The 24,665-nt window shown below is 71.8% G+C and carries 20 protein-coding genes and 3 pseudogenes; 12 read left to right on the forward strand and 11 right to left on the reverse strand.

What is annotated here, in order from left to right; all coding sequences use genetic code 11:
- Window positions 1–19: 19 nt before the first annotated feature.
- Genes AB0C15_RS07650 through AB0C15_RS07660 form a run of 3 tightly spaced genes read right to left on the reverse strand, consistent with a single transcriptional unit; the run spans window position 20 to window position 2,296 of the window.
- Entirely contained in the window at window positions 20–775 is a 756-nt protein-coding gene (locus AB0C15_RS07650) for an SDR family NAD(P)-dependent oxidoreductase (RefSeq protein ID WP_357349749.1), read from the reverse strand.
- Window positions 768–2,048, reverse strand: coding sequence for an AMP-binding protein (locus tag AB0C15_RS07655; protein ID WP_357349751.1), 1,281 nt, complete (start codon window positions 2,046–2,048; stop codon window positions 768–770). Before AB0C15_RS07655 ends, AB0C15_RS07650 begins: the two co-directional genes overlap by 8 nt.
- The gene (locus AB0C15_RS07660; RefSeq protein ID WP_091401397.1) at window positions 2,045–2,296 is read right to left on the reverse strand and encodes an acyl carrier protein; all 252 of its coding nucleotides are present in this window, start codon (window positions 2,294–2,296) and stop codon (window positions 2,045–2,047) included. The genes AB0C15_RS07655 and AB0C15_RS07660 overlap by 4 nt, the downstream gene beginning before the upstream one ends.
- 100 nt (window positions 2,297–2,396) lie before the next feature.
- On the opposite strand from AB0C15_RS07660, the gene AB0C15_RS07665 reads away from it, so the two are divergent.
- Window positions 2,397–2,906, forward strand: a complete 510-nt coding sequence (locus tag AB0C15_RS07665) for a GNAT family N-acetyltransferase (RefSeq protein WP_357349753.1) — start codon at window positions 2,397–2,399, stop codon at window positions 2,904–2,906.
- A 96-nt stretch (window positions 2,907–3,002) separates the two neighbouring features.
- Here the strand turns inward: AB0C15_RS07665 and AB0C15_RS07670 are convergent, their stop codons facing one another.
- Window positions 3,003–4,739, reverse strand: a complete 1,737-nt coding sequence (locus tag AB0C15_RS07670; protein WP_357349755.1) for a hypothetical protein — start codon at window positions 4,737–4,739, stop codon at window positions 3,003–3,005.
- A 365-nt stretch (window positions 4,740–5,104) separates the two neighbouring features.
- On the opposite strand from AB0C15_RS07670, the gene pseB reads away from it, so the two are divergent.
- The 7 genes from pseB (at window position 5,105) to AB0C15_RS07705 (ending at window position 12,585) form a co-directional block, all read left to right on the forward strand.
- The gene (pseB, locus tag AB0C15_RS07675) at window positions 5,105–6,088 is read left to right on the forward strand and encodes a UDP-N-acetylglucosamine 4,6-dehydratase (inverting) (RefSeq protein WP_357349757.1); all 984 of its coding nucleotides are present in this window, start codon (window positions 5,105–5,107) and stop codon (window positions 6,086–6,088) included.
- On the forward strand, window positions 6,085–7,242 hold the full coding sequence (locus AB0C15_RS07680) for an aminotransferase class I/II-fold pyridoxal phosphate-dependent enzyme (RefSeq protein WP_357349759.1): 1,158 nt from the start codon (window positions 6,085–6,087) through the stop codon (window positions 7,240–7,242). Before pseB ends, AB0C15_RS07680 begins: the two co-directional genes overlap by 4 nt.
- A gap of 10 nt (window positions 7,243–7,252) precedes the next feature.
- Entirely contained in the window at window positions 7,253–8,101 is an 849-nt protein-coding gene (locus AB0C15_RS07685; protein ID WP_357349761.1) for a hypothetical protein, read from the forward strand.
- Window positions 8,091–9,911 carry a class I SAM-dependent methyltransferase gene (locus AB0C15_RS07690; protein WP_357349763.1) on the forward strand — a complete coding sequence of 607 codons (1,821 nt, stop codon included), beginning with the start codon at window positions 8,091–8,093 and terminating at the stop codon, window positions 9,909–9,911. Before AB0C15_RS07685 ends, AB0C15_RS07690 begins: the two co-directional genes overlap by 11 nt.
- A complete protein-coding gene (locus tag AB0C15_RS07695; RefSeq protein ID WP_357349765.1) occupies window positions 9,908–10,672 on the forward strand; it encodes a glycosyltransferase family protein in 765 nt (254 codons plus the stop codon). The genes AB0C15_RS07690 and AB0C15_RS07695 overlap by 4 nt, the downstream gene beginning before the upstream one ends.
- Window positions 10,669–11,787 (forward strand): spore coat protein, encoded by a 1,119-nt coding sequence (locus AB0C15_RS07700; RefSeq protein ID WP_357349895.1) that lies wholly within the window; start codon window positions 10,669–10,671, stop codon window positions 11,785–11,787. The genes AB0C15_RS07695 and AB0C15_RS07700 overlap by 4 nt, the downstream gene beginning before the upstream one ends.
- A gap of 162 nt (window positions 11,788–11,949) precedes the next feature.
- Entirely contained in the window at window positions 11,950–12,585 is a 636-nt protein-coding gene (locus AB0C15_RS07705; protein ID WP_357349767.1) for an alpha-ketoglutarate-dependent dioxygenase AlkB, read from the forward strand.
- A 191-nt stretch (window positions 12,586–12,776) separates the two neighbouring features.
- Here the strand turns inward: AB0C15_RS07705 and AB0C15_RS07710 are convergent, their stop codons facing one another.
- From AB0C15_RS07710 to AB0C15_RS07730, 5 genes and pseudogenes are all read right to left on the reverse strand, one after another.
- Window positions 12,777–13,295, reverse strand: a complete 519-nt coding sequence (locus AB0C15_RS07710; protein ID WP_357349769.1) for a TrmH family RNA methyltransferase — start codon at window positions 13,293–13,295, stop codon at window positions 12,777–12,779.
- 263 nt (window positions 13,296–13,558) lie between these two features.
- A pseudogene (locus tag AB0C15_RS07715) lies at window positions 13,559–15,640 on the reverse strand (DNA gyrase subunit A); the annotation flags it as partial.
- 393 nt (window positions 15,641–16,033) lie between these two features.
- Window positions 16,034–16,681 (reverse strand): annotated as a pseudogene (locus AB0C15_RS07720) (LAGLIDADG family homing endonuclease); the annotation flags it as partial.
- 246 nt (window positions 16,682–16,927) lie between these two features.
- A pseudogene (locus AB0C15_RS07725) lies at window positions 16,928–17,329 on the reverse strand (DNA gyrase subunit A); the annotation flags it as partial.
- A gap of 32 nt (window positions 17,330–17,361) precedes the next feature.
- Complete coding sequence (locus AB0C15_RS07730; RefSeq protein ID WP_357349897.1) at window positions 17,362–19,491, reverse strand: DNA topoisomerase IV subunit B; 2,130 nt, start codon at window positions 19,489–19,491, stop codon at window positions 17,362–17,364.
- 324 nt (window positions 19,492–19,815) lie between these two features.
- Here AB0C15_RS07730 and AB0C15_RS07735 point away from each other — a divergent pair, with 324 nt between their 5' ends.
- Complete coding sequence (locus AB0C15_RS07735) at window positions 19,816–21,072, forward strand: hypothetical protein (protein ID WP_357349771.1); 1,257 nt, start codon at window positions 19,816–19,818, stop codon at window positions 21,070–21,072.
- A gap of 119 nt (window positions 21,073–21,191) precedes the next feature.
- Window positions 21,192–22,055 carry an alpha/beta fold hydrolase gene (locus AB0C15_RS07740; RefSeq protein ID WP_357349773.1) on the forward strand — a complete coding sequence of 288 codons (864 nt, stop codon included), beginning with the start codon at window positions 21,192–21,194 and terminating at the stop codon, window positions 22,053–22,055.
- An 86-nt stretch (window positions 22,056–22,141) separates the two neighbouring features.
- Here AB0C15_RS07740 and AB0C15_RS07745 read toward each other — a convergent pair whose 3' ends face one another.
- The gene (locus AB0C15_RS07745; RefSeq protein WP_357349775.1) at window positions 22,142–22,312 is read right to left on the reverse strand and encodes a hypothetical protein; all 171 of its coding nucleotides are present in this window, start codon (window positions 22,310–22,312) and stop codon (window positions 22,142–22,144) included.
- Window positions 22,313–22,510: 198 nt separating this feature from the next.
- Here AB0C15_RS07745 and AB0C15_RS07750 point away from each other — a divergent pair, with 198 nt between their 5' ends.
- Window positions 22,511–23,140, forward strand: coding sequence for a hypothetical protein (locus tag AB0C15_RS07750; protein WP_357349777.1), 630 nt, complete (start codon window positions 22,511–22,513; stop codon window positions 23,138–23,140).
- A gap of 192 nt (window positions 23,141–23,332) precedes the next feature.
- Complete coding sequence (locus AB0C15_RS07755) at window positions 23,333–23,704, forward strand: hypothetical protein (RefSeq protein ID WP_357349779.1); 372 nt, start codon at window positions 23,333–23,335, stop codon at window positions 23,702–23,704.
- A gap of 36 nt (window positions 23,705–23,740) precedes the next feature.
- On the opposite strand, the gene AB0C15_RS07760 is transcribed toward AB0C15_RS07755, so the two are convergent.
- Window positions 23,741–24,646, reverse strand: a complete 906-nt coding sequence (locus AB0C15_RS07760) for a DUF72 domain-containing protein (protein WP_357349782.1) — start codon at window positions 24,644–24,646, stop codon at window positions 23,741–23,743.
- Between the last annotated feature and the right edge of the window lie 19 nt (window positions 24,647–24,665).

The raw sequence follows: 24,665 nt of genomic DNA on the forward strand, positions 1-24,665 counted from the left end.
AAGGGGACCTGGCCGCAGGTCAGATGGCGGCGGCACCGTCCACCACGATGACCTGGCCGTTGATGTTTGTGTGCTCCCGCAGCAGCATCCGCACCACGGGCGTGACCTCCTCCGGCTCGGTCAGGTGACCGGTCGGGGTGCGGCGCACGATCTGGTCGAGCTGGGTCGGGCCGAGCACGGCGGACATCTCCGAGGCGAAGAAGCCGGGCGCGACCGAGTTGACGAGCATCCGGCCGCCCAGCTCGCGGGCGAGCGAGCGGGTGGCGGCGTCCATGCCGCCCTTGGTGGCCGAGTACGCGACGAGACCCGGGAAACCGCGCTGCCCGCAAATGGAGGTGATGTTGACGATCCGCCCGCGCAGCCCCTTGGCGAGCATCCGGCGGATGACCAGCCGGGTCAGCTGCAGCGGGGCCGTCAGGTTGGTCTCGATGATCCGGGCGATGTCGTCGGTGGCGGTGTGCGCGTGCAGGGAGTCCTGCCCCATGGCGGCGTTGTTGACGATGCCGTCGATCGGGCCGAGACGCTGCTCCACCTCCCGGACGAAGCTCTGCGCGGCGCGCAGGTCGGTGACGTCCACCGAGCCGACGTGCACCCGGTCGGGGTGCTCGGCGGCGAGCTTCTCCAGCTCCGGGGTGATGGTGCGGGCGAACGCGGCCACGCGTACGCCCGCGTCGAGCAGGTCGGTGACGATGGCCAGACCCAGGCCACGGGAACCACCGGAGACGAGGACCACGGAGCTGGGCGGGACGAGCTGGGTGTCGGTGGGCTCAGACATCGCTCTTCAGGGTCTCCTTGACGGGAATGTCGGTCAGGACGCGGATGCGGCGCGGCACCGCGTGCTCGGGTAGCCGGTCGGCGCACCAGCGGACCAGCGCGGCCTCGTCCGGCACACCGGCGTCGGCGCCGGACGGGTCGACGGCGGCGAGGACCACCTCGGCGACCACCATCCGCCCGAGCACCGGGGCACGGCGGCCGGTCACCCGGGCCCAGGCCACCGACGGGTGCTCGGCCAGCACGCCGCGGACCACACCTGCGGAGACCTTGCTGCCGCCGACGTTGATCTCGTCGGAGTCCAGCCGGCCGGTGATCAGCACCCGGCCGTCGAGCACCTGCACCCGGTCGCCGGTGCGGACCGGGCCGGCGAGACCGGCACCGTGGTACGGGGAGGTGACCACCAGCTCGTCGTCGCGGACGGAGAGCGTCGGTCGGCCCGGGGTTTCCCGGTCCAGCCAGTCGACCGGGAACCCGGCCCGCCCGTCGTGCACCACAATGGACGCACCGACCTCGGAGGAGGCGTAGATCCAGGAGATCCGGGCCGTCGGGAAGATTTCCCGTAGCTGGTCCAGGATCGCCTGGTCCACCGGCTCTCCACCGAGGGTGATCTGGCGCAGCGGCACCCGGGCCAGCGCGTCGGCGTCGCGGTAGAGGGTGCGACGCCAGAAGGTCGGGGTGCCGGAGGCCGCGTCGACCCCGTGCGCGGCCGCGACCGAGGGCCAGTCGTCCAACTCGTCGGGCTCGACCACCACCAGGTGCTGGCCGGGCTGGGTCAGCGACAGGGTGACCACCTGCCACCAGGCGTACGTGCCGGGGGCGTACGGGCAGAGCCAGGTGCGGTCCGGCTGGTCGGCTCGCACGGTGGTCAGCGTGTCGAGGGTGTGCCCGACCCGCTTGGGACGCCCGGTGGAGCCCGACGTCAACAGCCAGAGCCGGCCGGGCTCGGCGGCTCGTGGCCGGGCCGGCACGCCCGGGTGCACGCCGTCGTCGTCGAGGACGCCGACGGTGAACCCGGCCTCCGACAGCTCGGCGCGCATCACCGCGTCGACCCGACTCTCGGTGCTGAGCAGCAGTTCGGTGCCGTACACGGCGTGCTGCCGCGCCGCGGTGAGCGCGTGCACCGCGGCGTGGGCGAGCACCGCGCCCGGGTCGGGCAGTGCGGGCGTGGGCAGCGAGCGCCAGGTCAGCGCGGCGCCACCGACGACGAGCCGGTTGTCGACACCGGCCGGCTCCGCGTGCCCGGCGGCGGGGTGGCGCGACGTCGCGACGGTCACTGGTGTTGAAGCTCGACGAGGAAGTCGAGGACGTCCCCGACGGTGGCGATGCGACGCAGCCCGGGGGCGTCGAAGTTGAGCTCCTCCCCCGTCTCGTCCTCCACCCGCAGGGCCAGTTCGGAGAAGTCGAGCGACCGGAAGCCGATCTCCCGCAACTGCGCCGCGTCGTCCGCGGGCAGCTCCTTGTCCTGGTTCTTCAGCACCTGAGCCATGAGGTCGCGGATCTGCGCGCGACTCAATTCGTTCATGCGGCGCAGTCTACAACCCAACGAATGGATATCTGATTTCCAGGTGGGCCCGGGTAAGGTGCCGGGGCCCGACGTGAACGGCTAGGAAAGCGAGACGCACGTGCTGCGCGAAGCGACGGCGGACGACGTTCATCTGATGTTGTCCTGGCGTAATCAGGAAACCAATCGACAGGTCAGCAAGACCAGTCACGAGATCACCGCCCAGGAGCATGCCAGGTGGTGGTCGGCGGTCCGCGAGGACCCGTCCCGGCGGGTGCTCGTGTACGTCCGCGACGACCGTCCCTGCGGCGTGGTCACCTTCTTCGACCTGCGGCTGGACGGTCCCCGTACCGGCGCGTGGGGCTTCTATCTCGACGCCGACGGGCTGGCCGGGCGGGACGAGACGCTGCCCGCCTGGTTGGGGGTCATGCGGGAGGCCGTCGAGTACGCCTTCGACGGGTTGCACCTGGACCGACTCGACGGCGAGGTGCTCGGCCACAATACTGTCGTACGACAGATGAACCGGCGTTTCCGATTCGTCGAGGGCACCCCACGGCAGGAGCTTTCCGACGGCCGCGAAATCACGGTCATCCCGATTTCCCTGGCTCGGGCGGATCGCCGTCAGCGCTGATTGCAAGCCCTTTTCCGCGATGGACCGCAACCATTAATGGACCGTGTTCCCGGTGGTCATCCGCCGTTCACGAAACAGCGGTGCCCACCGGGCGGGTCAGGCCCGCCGCCAGGCGGCCCAGTGCTGCTCGGGGTTGCCGCCGAGGCGGACGAAGCCGTACGCGGTGCCGTCCCAGTCGTCGGCCTGCCCGGGTGCCCAGCGGGCGAACACCACCTGCGCCGCGGCCGGCGGCTGCCCGACGCCGAACCAGCGGACGTCGCTCCAGGTCACCTGATGGCTGAGGTTGAAGCGGAGGATGTAGTGCACGCCGGTTGAGGCCCACACCCGCTCGCCGGGGCGTACGCCCACGTCGGCCACCCGGGGCGTCGGGGCGGTCCTTTCGGCGGCCGGTCGCACGATCCCGTCGTCGATCACCTGCATCGTGACGAGGTTGACCGCGACGAGGGCACCGAGGATCGGCACCCGCAGGCGGGGCACCCGGGCCGCGGCGACGAGCAGCACGCAGCCGGCGATGCCGACGAGCGACCCGACCACCGGTCGCAGCTCCCGCAGGCCCCCGGTCAACGCCGCCAGGTCCGGGGCGCTGAAACCGCCGTACCGCAGCTGGTGACCCTGGCTGGCCACGTACGCGAGTCGGGCCGCGATCAGCGCACCGCCACCGACCAGCAGCGCGACCGCGACGGCCGCCCGGCGCAGCACCACCCGCCACCCGGCGGTGAACAGCACCCCCAGCCCGACGAGCAGCCAGAACGGCGCCAGCATCTGCACGTAGCGGCCGTAGATCGCGTCCAACGGCTTGCCGGTGATGCCGGACAGGATCACCGACGCGCCGCCGGCCACCCCGACGGTCACCGCGAGCGCCACGCCCATCGTCCAGCGGGCGGCGTCGCCGTGGCGGGGACGCCACAGCTCGCGCACGGCGCCGGCCCAGGCCACCCCCGCCATCCCGAACGTGATCACCACGAGGTACCAGAGCTGGGTGGTGACCGCCGCGCCCACCCGGACCACCCCCTGGGCGGAGGCGATCGCCTCGATCGTGCTGCCGCCGGGGGTGCTGCCGAGCAGGTAGACCCTGCCGCCGAGGTGACGGATGGCGGCCTCGTTGACGAGCGCCATGGCGAGCACCGGCAGCAGCGCCGCGAGCACCACGGGCGGGCTGATCCGGCGACGGACGAACAGCAGCAGCACCAGCCCGGCGTGCACCGCCACGATCACCAGGCCGCGCGAGTGCAGCAGGTGGAACCCGCCGACCAGCAGTCCGACGGTGGCGGCGGCGAACGGGCCGGGCCGGCGGATCCAGCGGTGCACGGCGAGCAGCCAGGCGACCACGAGCGGCGCCATCACCGCGTCGATCATGGCGACGCCCGCGTAGAAGGCGGTGGCCGGCAGGGTCACCGCCGCGACCGCGCCGAGCAGCGCGTACGGGCGGCGCAGCTCGAACAGACGGCGACCGAAGAGGTACGCCAGCGGCAGCAGTGTCGAGTTCACCATCGCGTTGATCAGCTGGACGAGACGGTAGCTGTCGGTGAAGTCCCGGTCCCCGAGGAACGCCGGCGAGATCAGCATCGGGTAGCCGACCCGGCGCAGCAGGTCGTTCTCGCTGCTGAAACCCCCCGGGCCACCGGCCAACGCGCGGGCGGTGTTCAGGTAGCTGTCCTCGTCGGTGTGGGCGATCGGCAGCACGATGTGTCGGGACCACCACATCCGCCAGGCCACACTGAGCACCCAACCGACGACGAGCAGCAGCGGCACCAGCCACCGCCGGGCGGGCCGGTCACTCGGCGTCTCGACCACCACCGCCGGCCGTTCGACCACGTCACTACCGGGTGCCATCAACGCCTCCAGAACTGCCGGCCGGGCCGGGCCCACGCGGATCCGACGAGCCCGTCGGCCGGCGGTGGTGACGCTGGGGGTGGCCCGCTCACACCACGCTGGCGTGAATGTCGGGTGAACACGGGAGCCGGCTGCGCGCGGGGCCGCCGGGTCGTTCGCGCGGTCACTGTAGCGGCCCGATCCGGCCTGGTCAGCCCCCATCCCGGGTGGTCGGAAGTGTTCGCCTGGGCGGTGTCCGCCATTCACGGGGGCAGGGGTCGCGGTTCACCCACGAGCGCCGGGGAGTTAACCCGCCATGGCTAGCGTGTCACCCCGGTCGGCCGGCCCAGGGCCGCTCGTTCATCCACGAACACGGGAGCACCACATTGAGTGAGTTGAATGGATCGTCCATTCTGATCACCGGCGGAACTGGTTCCTTCGGCAGGACGTTCCTCCGGCACATCCTCAACGAGGCCGACCCCGCCCGCGTGGTGGTGTTCTCCCGCGACGAGCTGAAGCAGTACGAGCTGCGCCAGCAGCTCGGCGACGACCCGCGGCTGCGCTGGTTCATCGGCGACATCCGGGACCGGCACCGCCTGACCCGGGCCATGCACGGCGTGGACCACGTCGTGCACGCCGCCGCGCTCAAGCAGGTGGACACCGCGGAGTACAACCCCTCGGAGTACATCGCCACGAACATCACCGGCTCCCAGCACGTCGTCGACGCGGCGATCGAGGCCGGCGTCAAGAAGGTCATCGCGCTCTCGACCGACAAGGCGTCCAGCCCGATCAACCTGTACGGCGCGACGAAGCTGGTCGGCGACAAGCTGTTCGTGTCGGCCAACCACTACGCCGCGCAGCACCCCACCCGGTTCGCGGTGGTGCGCTACGGCAACGTGGTGGGAAGCCGTGGCTCGGTCGTCCCGCTGTTCCGCCGGCTGGCCGCCGAGGGCAAGAGCCTGCCGATCACCGACAAGCGGATGACCCGCTTCTGGATCACGCTCGACCAGGCCGTGCAGTTCGTCATGGACTCGTTCGACCAGATGCAGGGCGGCGAGCTGTTCGTGCCGCGCATCCCGAGCATGCGCATCCTCGATCTGGTCGAGGCCGTGGCCCCGGACGCCACCACGCACGAGGTGGGGATCCGGCCGGGCGAGAAGCTGCACGAGGAGATGATCGCGCCCGACGACAGCCGGCGTACGCTGCGCGCCGACGGCCGGTTCATCGTCCAGCCGACCATCGCCACCTGGGGCTACCGACCGCCGGTCGACTGCGATCCGGTGCCGGACGGTTTCGCCTACCAGTCGGACACCAACGACGAGTGGCTCACCGTCGAGCAGTTGCGCGACATGCTCGGCATCAACGGGTGACGGGGATGCTCCCGTACGGCCGGCAGTCGATCAGCGAGGACGACGTCGCGGCGGTCGCCGACGTGCTGCGCGGCGACTGGCTCACCACCGGCCCGCAGGTCGACGCCTTCGAGGCCGACCTCGCGCGGTGGACCGGCGGCGTCGGTGTCGCCGCCGTCTCCAACGGCACCGCGGCGCTGCACGTGGCGTACGCGGCGGCCGGGGTGGGTCCGGGCGACGAGGTGGTCGTCCCGCCGATGACGTTCGTGGCGACCGCGAGCAGCGCGGTGGCCCTCGGCGCGACGATCGTGTTCGCCGACGTCGACGACGAGACGTTCTGCCTCGACCCGGCGGCGGCCGCCGCCGCGGTCACCTCCCGGACGAAGGTCGTCGCCGCGGTCGACTACGCCGGCCACCCGGCCGACTACGACGCACTGCGGACATCGGTCGAGGGCAGCGACGCGCTGCTGCTCGCCGACGCGGCGCACTCGATCGGCGGGACGTACCACGGTCGGCCGGTCGGTTCACTCGCCGACCTGACCACGTTCTCGTTCTTCCCGACCAAGAACATGACCACCGCCGAGGGCGGTGCCGTAGCGGCGCTGGACCCGGAGGTCCTGAAGCGGGCCCGCCGGTTCCGCGGCGTGGGCGTGGTCCGCGACCGCGACGACCTGCGCTTCCCGGACGAGGGGGGCTGGCACCAGGAGGTGCACGAGTTCGGGCTGAACTACCGGCTACCGGACGTGCTCTGCGCCCTGGGTCGCAGCCAACTGCGTCGGCTCGGCGAGTTCACAGCCCGGCGCAGCGCCCTGGTCGCCCGCTACGACGAGGCGCTCGCCGACCTGGACGGCGTGCGCACACCGACCCGCAGGTCGTGGGCCGACCCGGCCTGGCACCTCTACCCGATCCGGGTGCTCGACGGGCGTCGCCGCGAGGTGTACGACCGGATGCGGGCCGCCGGCATCGGTGTCCAGGTCAACTACATCCCGGTGCACTGGCACCCGGTCTTCGCCGACCTGGGATACCGACGCGGATCCTGCCCGGTCGCCGAGTCGTTCTACTCCCAGCAGCTGTCGCTGCCGCTCTACCCGGGGCTCAGCGACGCCGACCAGGACCGGGTCATCGACGCGCTGACCGCCGCGGTGCGGGGCGTCCCGGTGCGTTCCGCCGCCTGATGGGAACCTGATGCACCACGCCAACCACTTCTACGGCCACGCGCACGTGCTGGCCCGCTACGCCGGCCTCGGCGACCGGCACCCACCACGGATCAACGGGTACGTGCAGCACGGCTGGAACATCGGCGACGGGCTGGCCCCCGGGCACCCGTACGCCGAGTTCACCCCCAGCCTGCTCTGGTCCGAGCAGACCCGCCGCCGGGCCTGGTCGGTCGGGCGCCGCAACGTGGTCGTCATCGGCGCGCCGTTCAGCTACCTGCTGGCCCTACGACCCGAGGAGCCACCGGCGGAGGAACGGGAGGGCACCATCTGGTACCCGTTCCACGGCTGGGAGGGTCAGCACGTCAAGGGCGACCACCGCAAACTGATCGCCCTCATCCAGGACACCGAGCCCGGCCCGGTGACGGTCTGCCTCTACTGGCACGAGTACCGGATGCGCAACGTGCGTCGGCTCTACGAGCGTGCCGGGTTCCGGGTGATCTGCCACGGCTACCGGGGGCACTGGTGGAAGGACACCGACCCGGAGTTCCTCGACCGGCAGCTCACCGAGCTGCGCCGGCACCGCCGGGTAGCGTCCAACCGGCTGACCAGCGCGATCTTCTACGGCATCGCTGCGGGGTGCGAACCGGCGGTCTACGGCGACCCGATGATCCTGTCCAACGAGGACCCGACGTTCGGCGGCACCGCCCGGATCCGGCGGCAGTGGCCGCAGCTACACGGCACCACCGTCGACCTGCCCACCGCTGTCGAGATCGCCCGCGCCGAGCTGGGCACCGACCACCGCTGCACGCCGGCCGAGCTACGCGAGCTGCTCGGCTGGGCGAACCTCCAGGAGGAAGAGGAAGACCGTGACGACTGAGACGGCACCCGCCGACCGGATCACCCTGCCGGGCGGCGAGATGCTGGCCTGGTCGGACCTGCCGCAGGAACGGCTGGCCAACGGTGGTCCGCTCGCCGCGCTCGCCGCCCGGCTGGTGCCGCCCGGCGCCCGGGTCCTGGTGGCCGGCCCACACGACCCGGCGCTTCTCGAACAGCTCACCCACGCCGAGGTGACCTGCCTGCTGCGCAGCCACCCCGACGCGGTGGCGCTGGCGCACCGGGCCGCCCGCGTGGTGGTGGGCGGCCCGGCCGGGCTGCCCGACGACGAGACGTACGACGTGGTGATCGCCGCTGCCGGGCTGGACCCGGTGGAGTCGGTGGAGGGCACCCGGCTCGGCTGGGACGGCGTGCTGGCACGACTCGCCGCCGCGGTACGACCGGGTGGCGCGTTGCTGGTGCGCCTGGACAACCCGCTGGGCCTGCACCGACTTGTCGACACCACCCCCTGGTACGCCCGCCGGGACGACTCCGCCTGGACGATCGGCGGCGTGCTGGACCGCGCCCACCCGGCCAACCGGGACCAGCTGGGCGAGCGGCTCGGCGCGGCGGGGCTGCGGCCGGTCGCGTGCTGGGCCGCGTACCCCGTTGTCAGCGCCCCGACGGCGCTGCTGGACGCCGACCACCTCGACCGGGACGCGGGCTCCGGCCTGTTCGACGCGGTGCTGCACGGTGCCTGCGCCGGGGGTTCCACGAACGCCACGGTGCTCCAGGACCCGGCCCGGCTGGCGGTGGACGCGCTGCACGCCGGGCGCGCCGCCGACCTCGCACCGGCCTGGCTGACGCTCGCCCACCGGCCCGCCGGCCCCACCGCACCGACCGTCGACCGGGACCTGCCGGTGGTTCTCGTGCAGACCGGCCGCCCCGGGGTCGGGGTGCTCGAGGTGCTGGACGGCCCCTCCGGGCGACGCTGGGGGCTCATCCCGGTCGCCGACGAGAAGAGGCCGGCCGCGGCGCCGTTCGCCAGCCGTGAGGCCGCGTACCGGGACGCGGACGCGCTGTCCGGGCCGGTGCCGTCCGGCCGGCTGCTGCGTACCCTGTTGCTCGACGCGGCCCTGCGCCGCGACCTGGCCGCCCTGCGCACGCTGCTGCACGGCTACGCGGGCTGGCTCACCGACCACGCCGACGCCGACGGCCGGATCGCCGGCGCGGCGGCGCTGGCCGGCACCGACAACGTGGTGGTCGACGGCGAGCGGTACGCGGTGCTCGACCCGAGCTGGCGGGCCACCGCCGCGCTGCCCGCCGACGTCGTGCTCGCCCGCGCGATGTGGCGCTTCGCGGCGGGCCTGCTCACCGGCGGGTACGCCCACCCGTGGTCGTCCACACTCGACGTCGCCGGCCTGACCGTGGTGCTCGGCGGCCTCGCCGGCCACGACCTCGACCGCGCGACCGTCAGCGAGGCGATCGAGGCCGAGGCGGCCATCGCCGCGGCGCTGCACGGGCTGGACGCCGACGGCACCGTCGATCTCGCCAGCGAGCTGCACGCGGTCGCGCCGACCGACCCGCCGCTCGGCGGGCACAGCTACCAGCAACTGCGTGAGGCATGGCTGCGCCAGCGCGAGGAACTCACCCGGCTGGCCGCGCTGACCGCCTGGACCGAGGAGCTGCTCACCTCAAGGGAACGGGCGCTGCGCCGGGCCGAGACGACGATCAGCCTGCTCAGCGGGTCGATCAGCTACCGGGTGGGCCGACTCGCCATCACCCCGGCCCGGCTGGCCAAGCGGGGCGCCCGCGCCGCCAAACGCCGGGCCCGCGCGGCACTCGCCCCCCGGCAGCAGGAGGAACAGCAGTGACCGGCGTACCGGTGCCCGGGGCCGCCACGGAGCCACGGATCGTCGGCATCGTGCAGGCGCGGATGGGCTCGTCCCGGCTGCCCGGCAAGGTGCTCCGCCCGCTCGCCGGACGTTCCGTGCTGGGCCGGGTCGTACGGGCCGCCCGCGACAGCGGTGTCCTTGCCGACCTCGTGGTCGCCACCAGCACCGACGCGGTCGACGACGCCGTGGCCGCCGAGTGCGCGCGGCTGGACGTGCCGTGCCACCGCGGGCCCGTCGACGACGTCCTGGACCGCTTCGTGGGCGCCCTCGCGGCGCACCCGGGAGACGCCGTCGTGCGGTTCACCGCCGACTGCCCCCTGCTCGACCCGGAGATCATCGCCCTCGTCGCGTCGGTGTACCGGGCCGTCCCCGGGCTGGACTACGCGAGCACGTCGATCGCCCGGACCCTGCCCCGGGGGCTGGACGTCGAGATCATCCGAGCGGAGACACTCCGCACGCTGGGCCGGCTCGCCACCGACCACCACCGGGTGCACGTGACCTCGTACGCGTACACCCACCCGGAGCTGTTCCGGGTGCTCGGGGTGACGCTCACCCCGGACCGCTCCGCACTGCGGCTCACCCTCGACACCGAACAGGACTGGGCGCTCGTCAGCGCCATCATCGACCACTTCGGTGACGTGAGCGTGCCGCTGGCCAAGCTCGCCGACTGGCTCGACGGCCAGCCCCGGCTGCGTACGCTCAACGCCGACGTACGCCAGAAGCAGTTGGAGGAGTCCTGAGCACCCTCCGGGTCGGGTTGCGCTGCGACGCCGGACCCAAGCGCGGCGTCGGCCACCTCGTGCGCTGCCTGGCGCTCGCCGAGGAGTTCCTCGCCCGGGGCGCCCACGTCGCCGTGTTCGGGACCGTGGAACGGCTCGACTGGGCCACCACGGAGCTGACCGCGCGGGGCATCCCACTGCTCCCCGGCCCGGACTCGGCGGCCGACCTGGTCGACGCGGCCCGCCGCCACGAGCTGGACGTGTTCGTCCTCGACTCCTACGAACTGGACCCGGCCGGCGCCGGCGCGCTACGCGCCGCCGGCGTGTACACCCTCGCCATCATCGACGGCGACAGCCGGGGCCAGGTCGCGGACCTCTACCTCGACCAGAACTTCGGCGCGGAGCTGCCGGGGTCGGGTTCCGGGCCGGAGGTGCCGGGGCCGGGGCCGGGGCCGGGTCCTGGAGCAGGGCTGCCCGGTCGGCTGCTCGCCGGGAGCGGGTACGCCCTGCTGCGCGACACCGTCACCCGCGCCCGGCCGCCGGTCGCCCCGCCCGCCGCGGCGGTCGCTCGTCCCCGGGTGCTGGCCTTCTTCGGTGGCACCGATGCCGTCGGGGCCGCCCCGGTCCTGACCCGGGTGCTGGTGGCCACCGGCCACCCGATGGACCTCACCGTCATCGTCGGGCGGCCCGAGATCGAGGCCGAGGTCGAGGACGTCGCCCCCGGCCGGGGGCAGATCATCCGACCGGTCCCACCCACCACCTCGCTACCGGATCTGATCACCGAAGCCGACCTGGTGGTCAGCGCCGCCGGCACCTCCACCTGGGAACTCTGCTGCCTCGGTGCGCCCAGTGCGCTCGTCTGCGTCGTCGACAACCAACGTGAGGCGTACACCCGGGTGGTGCGGCACGGCCTGGTCGCCGGCCTCGGCGAACTGCCGGACCTGACCGCCGGTGGTGTCACCGGACGAGCCGCCCGCGCGACGGCGGCGCGGACCCTGCACGGCCTACTCAGCTCGCCGCAGCGGCGCGCGACGCTTGCCGCGCGTGCCTGGTCCACCGTCGACGGCCAGGGCCGCGCCCGGGTGGTGGACGCGGTCTTCGACGCCGTACGCGCCGCCACCCCCACCAACGGCTGACCGCCGCCGACGGTCAAGGTCGCGCTCGATCCCGGATGTGGTCCCCTCGACCCGCGCCCGAGGCCACTAGATCCAGGATCGAGCACGATCGTGCTGAACAAAGGCCGGCCGGCGCGGCCCGCGGCTAGCACGGGTGTACGAAAGTGCTGCTAGGGTGGCCGCATGACGCCTGCCGCCTACCAGCCGTCGATGCTCGACCTGGCCGACGCCGGGCCGACCCTGAGCCCGCTGCCCGGCCAGATCCGCCGACACCAGCTCAGCCGGGGCGCCTGGGTCGACCACCTCCCCGGCTGGGTGCGCGGTTCCGACGCGGTCCTCGACACCCTGCTCAGCGAGGTGCCCTGGCGGGCCGAACGCCGCACGATGTTCGACAACGAGGTCGACGTGCCCCGTCTGCTCTGCTGGTACGACGGCGAGGCTCAGCTCCCCCACCCGGTGCTCACCGCGGCACGGGCCGCGCTGACCGGGCACTACGCGCCCGAGCTGGGCGAGCCCTTCGTGACCGCCGGCATGTGCCTCTACCGTTCCGGGCGCGACAGCGTCGCCTGGCACGGCGACACCATCGGCCGATCGGCACACACCGACACGGTCGTCGCGATCCTCTCCTTCGGAGCACCCCGACCGCTGCTGCTCCGCCCACGCGGCGGCGGCGAGAGCCTGCGCTTCCCGGTGGGCCACGGCGACCTGATCGTCATGGGCGGCTCCTGCCAACGCACCTGGGAACACGCCATCCCCAAGACCACCCGCACGGTGGGCCCCCGGGTGAGCGTCCAGTTCCGCCCCATCAACGTCGCCTGACCCGAATCCTGCGTCACCCCGACACGCCCGCACCCCCGCCCCGCCCGCTCCGCCCGCGCCGCCCGCCCCGACCCCCGCTCCGCCGATCTTGCACTTTCGGATGTTGTTCCGCCCCTTTTTGCGTGGCTTGTCGGGACAGAAAGTGCAAGATCGACGCAAGCGGAGGGCTCGCGGAGGGCCTGCGCGGAGGGCTAGAGGAGGCCGGCCAGTTTGTAGAGGACCAGGGAGCCGGCTACCGCGACATTGAGGCTCTGGCCATGGCCGACCATGGGGATTTCCACCGCACCGTCCACCTGGTCCAGGGCCTCGGGCGGGATGCCGGTCGCCTCGTGGCCCAGCAACACGATGGTGCGACCCCGAGCGGCGGGCAGGTCACCGAGCCGGATGGCCTCGTCGGCCAGCTCCACCCCGAGGACCCGGGTACCGGCGGCCCGTTCGGCGGCCAGCCAGCGCAGCGGACTGCCGACCCGGTGGACACAGCCCGGCCGGCGCAGCGTGTTGCCCCGGGCCACGGCTTCGTCCACCCAGCGGAACGGCGGCACGGCCAGGCAGGCACCGACCGCGTCGCAGGTACGTAGGAGGGTGCCCAGATTCGCACCGTGCAGTGGCCACAGCGGGGCGGCGACCAGGTGCCCCCAGCAGCGGTGTTGGCGGGGCCGGCGGGCGGCGCGCAGCTCACGCCCAGGCCGGACCCGGATGGCGGCGCTCACGCAGCGTCGGCGACTCCGCCGGACAGAAGAAAGTTCATCTGAGAGGTGCTTGGCGGCGCACCCGGGCCATCACCGACAACAGGGCCCTCATCCTAACGCGCGGACGTCTCCGCATGATCGCTCGATCCAGGATCGAGTGGCCTCGCCGCGTCGGTGATGCCACTACTTCCAGGATCGAGCACGATCTTCGCCGGTCTGAGCGTCAGGACCAGCGCGGACCCACCGCGGCCAGCGCGGGCACCCGGGACGACTCGGGACAAGGGTCAGTCACGCTCGATCAGGTGGCCTACCACCGTTGGGCCGAGCATCACCGCGAACCCGCTGCCGTCCCGGCGGGGATCCGCCGCGGGCAGCTCCACCGGGTCGCCGGTGGCGGTCGCGCCGACCGGTCGCGGGCCCACCCAGGCAACCGCCACGTCGGTCTCACCCTTGAGGAAGCGGTGCGCGCGCACGCCGCCGGTCGCGCGGCCCTTTGCCGGGTACGCCTTGAAGGGCGTCACCTTGACCGTCGCGCCGGTGGAGGTGACCACCATCGGCTCGCCGTGCCCGGGGTCGTCGGTGCGCACCGCGCCGAAGAACGCCACCCGCGCCCCGACCGGCAGGTTGATGCCGGCCATACCGCCGCCCTTGAGGCCCTGCGGCCGGACCAACCCGGCGGGGAACCGCAGCAGCGACGCCTCCGAGGTGACGAAGGTCAGCGTCTCGGTGCCGTCGGTCAGCCAGGTCGCCCCGACCACCTCGTCACCGTCGCGCAGACCGATCACCTCGAACTCGTCGGAGCGCACCGGCCACTCTGGCGCGCAGATCTTCACCGCGCCCATTCGGGTGCCGAGCGCCAGCCCCGGCGAGCCCTCCGCCTGCCCGCCGAGCGGGGCCAGCCCGACGACGGTCTCCCCCGCCTCCAACGGCACCAGCTCCGCCGCGGACATGCCGCCGCGCAGTGACACCGTGCCCGCCTGTTCGGGCAGCACCGGCAGCGGCAGGACGTCGACCTTGAAGGCCCGGCCGGCACTTGTCAACAGCAGCACCCGACCGCGGGCGGTGGAGTGCACGATGGCGCGTACCGTGTCGTGCTTGACCCGACCGTTGCGGCGGCGCCCCTCGGCGCTCTCCTCCGACTCGGCCGCGGTCCTGGCGACGAGCCCGGTCGCGGAGAGAATCACCTGGCACGGGTCGTCGGCGACCTCCAGCGGACCGGCCGGCGCGGACGCGGCCAGCACCTCTTTCAGGTCACCGTCGACGAGTGTCGTACGACGGTCGGTGGCGAACTGCTTGACCACGGCCGCCAACTCGTCGGAGACGACCTTCCGGAGCACCCGCTCGTCGTCGAGGATCTTGCTCAGCTCGGCGATCTCGGAGCGCAGCCGCTCCTGCTCGGTCTCCAGCTCGATCCGGTCGAACTTGGTCAGCCGGCGCAGCGGGGTGTCCAGGATGTACGTGGCCTGGATGTCGGAGAGGCCGAACCGGCTCATCAGCCCGTCCTTCGCGGCCTGCGCGTCGTCGCTGCCCCGGATCAGCCGGACCACCTCGTCGATGTCGAGCAGCGCGATCAGCAGACCGTCGACCAGGTGCAGCCGCTCCTGGCGCTTGCGCCGACGGTACGAGGTGCGTCGGGTGACCACCTCGTACCGGTGGGCGAGGAAGACCTCCAACAGCGCCTTCAGCCCGAGCGTGCGCGGCTGCCCATCAACCAGGACCAGGTTGTTGACGCCGAACGACTGCTCCAGCGGGGTCAGCCGGTAGAGGTCGGCGAGCAGCGCCTGCGGGTTGACGCCAACCTTGCACTCGACGACGAGGCGGGTGCCGCTCTCCCGGTCGGTGAGGTCCTTGACGTCGGCGATGCCGGTCAGCCGCTTGGTCTTGGTCACCTCGTTGGTGATCGCGGCGATGACCTTCTCCGCGCCGACGCCGTAGGGCAGCTCGACCACGGTGATCGCCTGGCGACCCCGGCTGCCCTCGATCGGGCCGATCTCCACCTTGCCACGCATCCGCACCACGCCGCGCCCGGTCTCGTACGCCCGGCGCACCTCGTCCAGGCCGAGCAGCACCCCGCCGGTGGGCAGGTCCGGGCCGGGGACGAACTCCATGAGTTTGTCCAGGGTGGCGTCCGGGTGGTTGATCAGCCAGCGGGCGGCGGAGACGACCTCGGCCAGGTTGTGCGGGATCATGTTGGTGGCCATTCCGACCGCGATCCCGGACGCGCCGTTGACAAGCAGGTTGGGGAACGCGGCCGGCAGCACCGTCGGCTGGGTCAGCGACCCGTCGTAGTTGGGCTCGACGTCGACGGTGTCCTCGCCCAGCTCACCGACGAGCAGCATCGCCTCGCGGGACATTCGGGCTTCGGTGTTGTGGTTGACGAAACCGCCAGCAAGGAACGAGTGATCCTCGGAGATCACCCGGACCGAGTAGACCTCTGCCGGCTCGCAAGGCGTCACCTCGGTGACGCGCTCGAACCGGTATCCAGAGTCCATAATCGGGAGGATGGTTGCCAGGAGTTCCGGCTCTTTGATGCGATCGATGATCCGAAGGCGCTCGGTTTCCCATCGCTCGACGCGATCGAAGTTGTGCGTCGTCAACCACTTGCGTCCACTGCCACGACGGTCAAAGTCCAAGCCGTCTCGCACATAAGCGGCAACGAAGGGAACGTGGTCCTTGCTCAGTCGATGCGGACGCAGCGGCGCGTGTCGGAGAACCTTGTTCAGCTTTGCCTGTTTGGTGCGGAGGAAGCCCACCCGATTGGCGAATGCCTTGATGTTTCGCAAGCCGGAAATCACCAAACGGTGCTCGACCGAGCCGCTGGGGCGCGTGTAACGGCGCCAGCAGGCGACAACGCCGAATTCGGTGAGAAGCTCCTGGACCTCCCTGGTAAGCCGCTCGCTGTAACTCGTGTACTGGATCGTGAAGCTGTCCTTGGCGACCCGCACTCCGCCGTCCCCTTCGAAGAGGGACATCAGAAAGGCTCGCTTAACGCCCCATCCACCGTTCCAGACGAATTGCGGAACGAACTTGTCCCGGGCCTGATGCCCGATGAACTCAGCCAAGGGACTTGCCCGGAAGGCGTCCATGCCGCCGGCATAAATTTGAACATCGATCTCCTGGATACGCTTCCGGTCGCGACGGGTCTGCCGTTCGCTGACGTAACGCCGACCCCCAACGACTTGGTCGTACGCATGCAGAACCTCACCGAAGAAGTGCTCGTCGGTGTTGTTGAACCCGGCCCGGGACTCACTTGCGAAGCCCTCGGACGCCCACGCGCCACCGAGGACACCCAGCGAGTATTCACGAGCGGTGGGTACGACCTGAGACCACGCGTTCCGTGCCACACAGACGATCGAACCAACGGCAAGCTCGTCGAGCCGTCGCCACTGGAAGATAGGAACGCCCATCGGCGACTCAAGACAGAGCACCAGGTGATTCTCGCTGCCCCGGAGTGAAAAGCCGGCCTCGGTGCCGATCCGGACCGTCGGGTGGACGCCGGAGTTGAACACCCTGTCGACCTGGACAGCCTTACCGTCCTTGTCGAGCACCTCGAAGTCGACTTCGGCTTCGCTGTTCGCAGAGAGGCTGACGACGTCAGCGATTCGAGGGCTGGTGCCGTCGGCAAGTCGAAGGCGGGTGTCTCCGGTGACGCAGTATCTCGACGCAGCCGGGCCGTCGTCCGGCGACCCGAAGTTTCCATGCCCGTCGATGAGCGGCACGTTGAGCGAGAAGTCCTGGGCGAGGCGGACCATCGCGTCGTAAATCGCCGTATCGCCGTGTGGATGGTACTTTCCCATTGTATCCCCGACAATTCGGGCAGACTTCACGTGCCCTCGGTCGGGGCGGTAGCCCTGCTCGTACATCGACCAGAGGATGCGCCGGTGCACGGGCTTGAGGCCGTCGCGGGCGTCGGGCAGGGCGCGGGAGTGGATGACCGAGAACGCGTACTCCAGGTAGGAGTCGGACACCTCGGTTACCAGCGGGTTGTCGAAGACCCGCGCGCCGGCCTGGTCGAACGAGGAGAGGTCGACCTTGTTTTCCTTACGGCGTGCCATGGCTCAGCTCTCCACTCGAGACGAACGGTCGCTCATGCGTCGATCGCTTCCCGGTCGACCCGGTCGGCGGAGTCGATGAGCCAGTTGCGGCGCGGCTCGACCTTCTCGCCCATCAGCAGTTCGAGGATGCGCTCGGCGGCGTCGACGTCGTCCAGGGTGATCCGACGGACGGCACGGGTGGCCGGGTTCATCGTGGTGTCCCACAGTTCGTCGGCGTCCATCTCACCGAGACCCTTGAACCGTGGGATGGGCGTGACGATCTGCTTGCCGGCCTTCGTCAGCTTGCTGACCGTCGTCTCCATCTCGGCCTGGGTGTAGGTGTAGACGGTCTGCGGGTTACGCCCCTTGGTGGTGATCTTGTGCAGGGGCGGCATCGCGGCGTAGAGCCGACCGGCTTCGATCAGCGGCCGCATGTACCTGGCGAACAGGGTGATCAGCAGCGTCCGGATGTGGGCGCCGTCCACATCGGCGTCGGCCATGATCAGCACGCGGCCGTAGCGCAGCGCCGCGAGGTCGAAGGTGCGCCCCGAGCCGGCGCCGAGGACCTGGACGATCGCCGCGCACTCGGCGTTGTCGAGAACCTGCTGGAGGTTGGCCTTCTGCACGTTGAGGATCTTGCCCCGGATCGGCAGCAGCGCCTGGTATTCCGAGGAGCGCGCCATGCGGCTCGTCCCGAGGGCGCTGTCGCCCTCCACGATGAACAGCTCGCTGCGGTCGATGCCGGTGGCCCGGCAGTCGACGAGCTTCGGCGGCATGGACGCGCCCTCCAGGGCGGTCTTGCGCCGGGCGGCGTCCTTCTGTTGCTTCTGGGTGAGTCGCACCCGGGCGGCGTCGACGATCTTCTGTAGGACGGTGCGCGCCTCGGCCTTGGTGCGCCGGTCCTCGAGCCACGCCTTGACGTGCGCGTCGACCAGAGTCTGGATGACCTTGGTGATGCCGGTGGTGGACAGCTCGTCCTTGGTCTGCGAGGTGAACTGCGGCTCCGGGATGCGCACGTGCACCACCGCCGTCATGCCCTCCAGGACGTCGTCCAGGGTGGGCGGTTCCTCCTTGGCCTTGAGCAGGCCGCGGGTGTTGCGGACCGCGTCGGCGAGCGCGCGGACGAGGGCCCGCTCGAAGCCCTTGCGGTGGGTGCCGCCGTGCGCGTTGCGGATGGTGTTGGTGAAGCACTCGACGGTGCGCTCGTAGCCGGTGCCCCACCGGAACGCCACCTCGACCTCGGCGCGGCGCTGCACGTTGGACTGCATGACACCGTTGGCGTCGGCGGCGTTCTCCCGGTAGGTGCCCTCACCGTTGACCAGCAGGGTGCCGGAGACCGGCCGGTCGCCGGCCGGAGCGAGGAACTCCACCATGTCGCTGAGCCCGTTGGGGTAGTGGAACCGCTCCTCGACGGGTGTCTCGCCGGTCAGGTCGCGGAGCAGGTAGGTCACGCCGGGGACCAGGAACGCGGTGTTGCGCAGCTTCATCCGGACGGCGTCGACGTCGAGTGCCGCGCCGGTCTCGAAGTAGCGGGCGTCGTGCCACCAGCGGATCGAGGTGCCGGTGCGCTGGCCACGCTTCACGGCGCCGGTCACCTGGAGACCGGGACCGGCGGTGAAGGGCGCGTCCGGCCCGTCGCCGTCGAAGATGCCGGGGACGCCGTGCCTGAACGACATCGCGTGGACCTTGCCGGCCCGGCGGACGGTCACGTCGAAGCGGTGCGACAGCGCGTTGACCGCCGAGGCACCGACGCCGTGCAGACCACCTGAGGTCTTGTAGCCGGAGCCGCCGAACTTGCCGCCCGCGTGCAGCCGGGTCAGCACCAGCTCGACGCCGGAGATGCCGGACTTGGCGTGCACGTCGGTGGGGATGCCCCGGCCGTCGTCGTCGACCTGCACCGAGCCGTCGGCGTGCAGGATCACCTCGACGTGGCTGGCGTGACCGGCGACTCCCTCGTCGGTGGAGTTGTCGAGGATCTCGTTGACGAGGTGACCCACGCCACGGCTGTCGGTGGAGCCGATGTACATGCCGGGCCGCTTGCGGACAGCGTCCAGCCCCTCAAGGTGGGTGAGGTCATCGGCCCCGTACAGGGTGTCAGGCTCTGCGGTCAACTGGTCGTACTCCCCGGTCTCGGCGGTGTGCTGCCGGTCACCGGCGACTTCAGCCGGCGTGGCGCGCCGCAGCGAGCCTAGCCCGAGGCTAGGACAAGTGTCGGAGGCCCTGTGCGACCCGCCGCGCGGCGCCCTCCGGACGTGAGCCAACGAACAGCCGACTGGTGATCATGGGACCACGCAGCGACACCGCCGACCGGCCCGCGACGCCTACCCCACCCCGGCCGCCCGCCATCTCCCCGGGCCGAGGGCGGCGACACGCGCGGTAGGGCATGCCGTCGACGCGCGCGTGTCTTTCGTCGAACGAATCTGTTACGGGCCATTGACGCCCGTCGCACAGGGGTGATCTGATCGCGCTCTCAGAGAATCTTTCATCTTTCGATGGATGGGGGCCCCATGCCCAGGTTCCGGCGTACCGCGCTCGCCGCGGGACTAACGATCGCCATGGCCGCGTTGTCGACCGCCGTCGCGCTGCCCGCACCCGCGTCCGCCGCGCTGCCCACCGCCGCGGTGGCGCTCGGGGACAGCTTCATCAGCGGCGAGGGCGCCGGGGCGTACACCCCGGTGGTCGACGCCAACGGCGTCAGCCAGGGCTTCCCCGGTTGGACGGCGGCGAACAACAACGCGTTCTTCTGCCACCGTTCGGCGAACGCCTCGCTCAACCAGGCCAACCTGCCCGGCATCCAGAACCGCTTCAACCTGGCCTGCTCGGGTGGCCAGCCACACGACATCGCCAACGCCTCGCAGGCGCGGACCAACGGCCGTACCGTGGCCTCGCAGCTGAGCCAGCTGCGTGCCGTCGCGCAGACCCAGGACATCGATCTCGTGCTGATCGGTCTGGGCTCCAACAACAGCTCGTTCACCTTCGGCAGCGTCGCGGAAAAGTGCGCCAACCGGTTCATCGCCGACGCCTGGACCGGCTGGTGGGAGTTCTGGGCGTACCTGAACGGGCCGGTGGAGCAGAAGCCGTGCAGCGACGCCGACCTGGCCACCGCCGCGCAGCTCAGCGCCGCGACCGCGGAGACCACCGCCGCCGTACGCCAGATCCTGACCACCCTCGACCAGGTGGACGCGGACGGGCAGCACCGGGTGGTGTTCCAGGACTACACGAACCCGTTGCCGCTGGACCTCAACCAGCAGTTCCACGAGGAGGACAGCCGGGACGACACCCGGGACAAGTTCCGTGACCTGGGCGCCGAGCGGTACGCGGCCGGGTGCCCGATCCACCGGGCCAGCCTGGCGCCGGGGCACCGCTTCTCCCAGGGGCTCGGCGGCATCGTGAAGTCCACCCGGGACACCCTGGCCGCCGAGTTCCCGGCCGACGATCTGGTGTACCTGAACGTGCAGCAGGCCTTCAACGGCGCCCGGCTCTGCGAGCAGACCAGCAGCCCGAGCGGCGCGCTGGCCACCCCGATCCGGCTTCAGGACGGCGCGACCGGCACCTTCGTCACCAGCCTCGCCGGCAAGGACAAGATCGCCATCCAGCGGATCGCCAACACCTGCGTGAGCTACTTCCAGACCTGCCAGGAGTCGTGGCACCCGAACGCCACCGGGCACCAGGTGCTCGGCCAGTGTCTGAGCGGCGCGGCCTCCACGAGTGCGCGGTCGGTGGCCTGTGTCCGGGCCAGCAACGGGGCGATCTCGGTCTCCTGAGCGCAACGCCGATCGGAGGGCTCCGCCACCCGGCGGGGCCCTCCGTCGCGTCCGGCGAGCCGTGGGGCCGCCTCGACCGGCGGCTACCCGCCGGTAACGCCAGGCCGTACGCTGGGCCGGTGAACCGGGATCCGGAGTACGCGCAGGAGTTCGTCGACGTCGACGGTGCGCGGCTGGGTGTGCAGGTCTATCCGGAGCCGGCCGGGGTGACGGGTGCGCCGGTGGTGGTGGTCCTGCCCGCGATGGGGGTGCGCGCCCGGTACTACCGGCCGTTCGCCGCCGCGCTGCGCGCGGCCGGGCTGGCCGTGGTCGTGGCCGACCTGCGCGGCACCGGGGCGAGCACGCCCACGCCGAGTCGGGCGGACCGGCACGGCTACGCCGAGTTGGCCAGCGACGTAGGTGCCGTGCTGGCCGCCCTCAAGCCGCGCCTGGACGGGCGCACCCGACTGCTGCTCGGGCACTCGCTCGGCGGGCAGGCCGCGCTGCTGCACCTCGCCCTGCACGGCAGCGACGAGGTGGACGGGTTGGCGCTGGTCGCGGTCGGCATCCCGTACTGGCGGAGCTACCCGGGCCTGCGCGGCCTCGGCGTGCTGCCGTACACCCAGGGGATCGCCGCCACGGCGGCGCTGCTCGGGGTCTGGCCGGGCTGGGGCTTCGGCGGTCGGCAGTCGCGCGGCGTGGTCCGCGACTGGGCGTCCACCGCGCGGACCGGCCGGTTCCCCCGACTCGACGGTACGGACACCGAGGCCGCGGTCGAGGCGATCCGAACCCCGGTACTGGCCGTCAGCGTGGACGACGACCAGTACACCCCGCACCAGACCATGGATGCCCTCTGCGCGAAGCTCGGCGGCGCGCCGGTGACCCGGGAGCGGTACACAGTGGCCCAGGCCGGGGCCGCATTGGACCACTTCACCTGGGTCCGGGCGTGCGCGCCGCTGGCGCGGCGGATCGCCGCCTTCGCCGGCGACCTGCCGCCGCGCTGAGCCGTACCGGCCCGCCGCCGCGCTGAGCCGTACCGGCCCGCCGCCGCGCTGAGCCGTACCGGCCCGTCATCGGGCGAGGCGTCGGCTCACTCGTCCTGCTCCAGCGGCACCAGTTCACCGTCGCGCTCGACCTGGATCTCGGCGTGGTCCGCGCGCGGCGCGACCTCGGCGGTGCTGCGGTGCGGGTCGTTGTCGGGGTGCATGAGCACCGCGTCTGTTTTGGGGGTCTTCTCCCGGCTCTCGTCCGGCTGCGACATCGCGTTCCCCTCTCGTCGGCGTCGCTGGAGGATCTACCCGCCACCGGGCGAACGACTCCTGCTCGGGCGGGACCGACGAACCGACGACGCGAATGTCCCATAGCTGCACGTCAGGGCGTGGATCGGCTCGCTCGGGGCGGGGTTAGCCGCCCGACCGGCGGGTAAGCCGCACCGCCCGACACGGCGGAAGGGGATCACATGTCCGAACGGCACACCGCACTGCGTTCGATGCACGATCTGGGCCTGGCGGCCTGGTTCGGCGGCTCCCTGATGGGTGCCTTCGGCGTCAACGGCGCAGCGGCGAAAATCAGCGACTCGACCCAGCGGCTCCCGGTCGCGTCGGCCGGTTGGTCCAAGTGGACACCGGTCAACGCGGCGGCGATCGGCGCCCACCTGGCCGGCGCCGTCGGCGAGTTGGTGACCGAGAGCCCACGGGTGGCGGCCCAGTCCGGCGTCGGCCGGGCCAGCGCCATCAAGACCGCGTTGACAATCGGCGCGCTTGCGGTCACCGGCTACAGCCGGTTGATCGGCATGCGACTGGAGAAGGCCGGCGGCCCGTCGGTGAGCGGCGCGACCGAGCCGAACCACCAGACGCCGGCGAGTGTGGCCTCGTCGCAGCGGCAGATGAAGCTGCTCCAGTGGGCCATTCCGGCGCTGACCGGAACCCTGGTCGTGGTCACCGCGTACATGGGTGAGCAACAGAAGCCCGGCCAGGTGTTCCGCGGGATGCTCGGTCGCGCCGGTGGGATGAGGGGCGCCTCGAAGAGCATGATCAAGATGGGGGCGATGAGCAACGGTAAGCGGCCGATGGCGATGGCCGGACGCTGAACGTCGAGCCGGCCGGCGTCCCGCCGCCACCTTGACGGCGGGGCGCTGGCCGGCTCTGCGCGCGCAGCGACGCGGCGGCGGCTGTCGTGTACGAGCGGCGAGGTGTCGCGCGCCGCGCTCGGGGCGGGCAGTCCCGGCACCCGAGGACGGGACATCGTCCGCCGGAATGGCGGACCGAGGAGCGGGGTGGCCATGACGGCGGACAAGGGACGCGGCGGGAACAACGACCGGCTGGAGCCGGAGGCGACCAGGCCGTGGGGCACCGGCGACGGCTTCGACGCCGACGCGCCCTGGGGCACTGGCGACGACTCCCCGATGGACGAGGGCAGCGAGGAGACCGCGGTGCCCGAGGGACGGCGCGGCGAGCGGCGCTCGGGTGCCCCGGCGGGACGGTCGAACCCGGCGGGACGACACGGCTTCGGCTCGGTCGAGCCCACCCGTACGACGATGGCCGGCCCGGGTGCCCCACCCGATCCCGCCCCCAGCGGCCGGACCTTCCCCGACGACGCGGACATCGGCGACTCGACCCAGGACGCGCTCCGCAGCCGGGGCCGGCGGTCCTGATTCGACAGGCACGTGGCCGGCCGGCACCCGCGGCGATCAGCCGGAAGCCGGAACGGTGTGGTCGACGACCATCGTCTCGGTGAGCAACTGCGCCAGCCGGGTGGCGTCCCGCTGGGCCTGCCCGGCGCAGCAGTTGTTGAACAGCACGTGCAGCTCGTCGGGGAGACCGGCGAACTCGGCCAGCAGCCCGGCCCAGTGTCGAAGCTCGTCCTCGGCGTACGCGTACCGGAACTTGTCCTGCTTGTCGCCCTTGGCCCAGGCGTCGCTGTGACCGTGGAACCGGACGATCGCCGGCTCCGCCGTCATGGTCAGCAGCGGTGGCACCGACGACGGATGCCCCTGTGGCATGTCGACGCAGACAAGTGACAGATCGTGGGCGCGGAGCAGGTCCAGAGTGTCCGTCGCGGCGCCGTCCGCGAACCACGAGCCGTGCCGCAGCTCCACGCCGACCTGCCACGGCCGGCAGCGCTGGGCCAACTCCACGATCCGGCGCTCCGCCGCGGGGCTGCGCACCAGCCACGGCGGGAACTGCACCATCACCACACCGAGCTTGCCGGCCGCCGCGATCGGGTCGAGGGCCGCCCGGAACCGGGCCCACAGCTCGTCGTACGCCCGCTCTGGCAGGTCCCGGCGGCGGATCCGGCTCGGGCCGGCGGCCGGGCGCAGGTCGCGGGGCAGCACCGCGACCGGCGTGGGGTGGCCGGTGAAGAGGCTGAACGCCTTGACGTCGAAGGTGAAGTCGTCAGGGGTGGCGTCCACCCAGCCCTGGGTCGTCTCCGGCACCGGGATGGCGTAGTAGGACGTGTCCACCTCGACCATCGGGAAGCGGCTGGCGTAGAAGCCCAGCCGGCGGGCCGGCGTGCTGGCCGAGCGGGGGTACCACCCGGAGCGCAGCAGGGACTGGTCCGCCCAGGACGACGTGCCCACCTTAATCACACCCATGTCATTCAGTGGACCGTCA

Origin of the sequence: Micromonospora sp. NPDC048835 (genome assembly GCF_040649995.1) — a bacterium.
In the GTDB taxonomy this organism is placed as follows: domain Bacteria; phylum Actinomycetota; class Actinomycetes; order Mycobacteriales; family Micromonosporaceae; genus Micromonospora.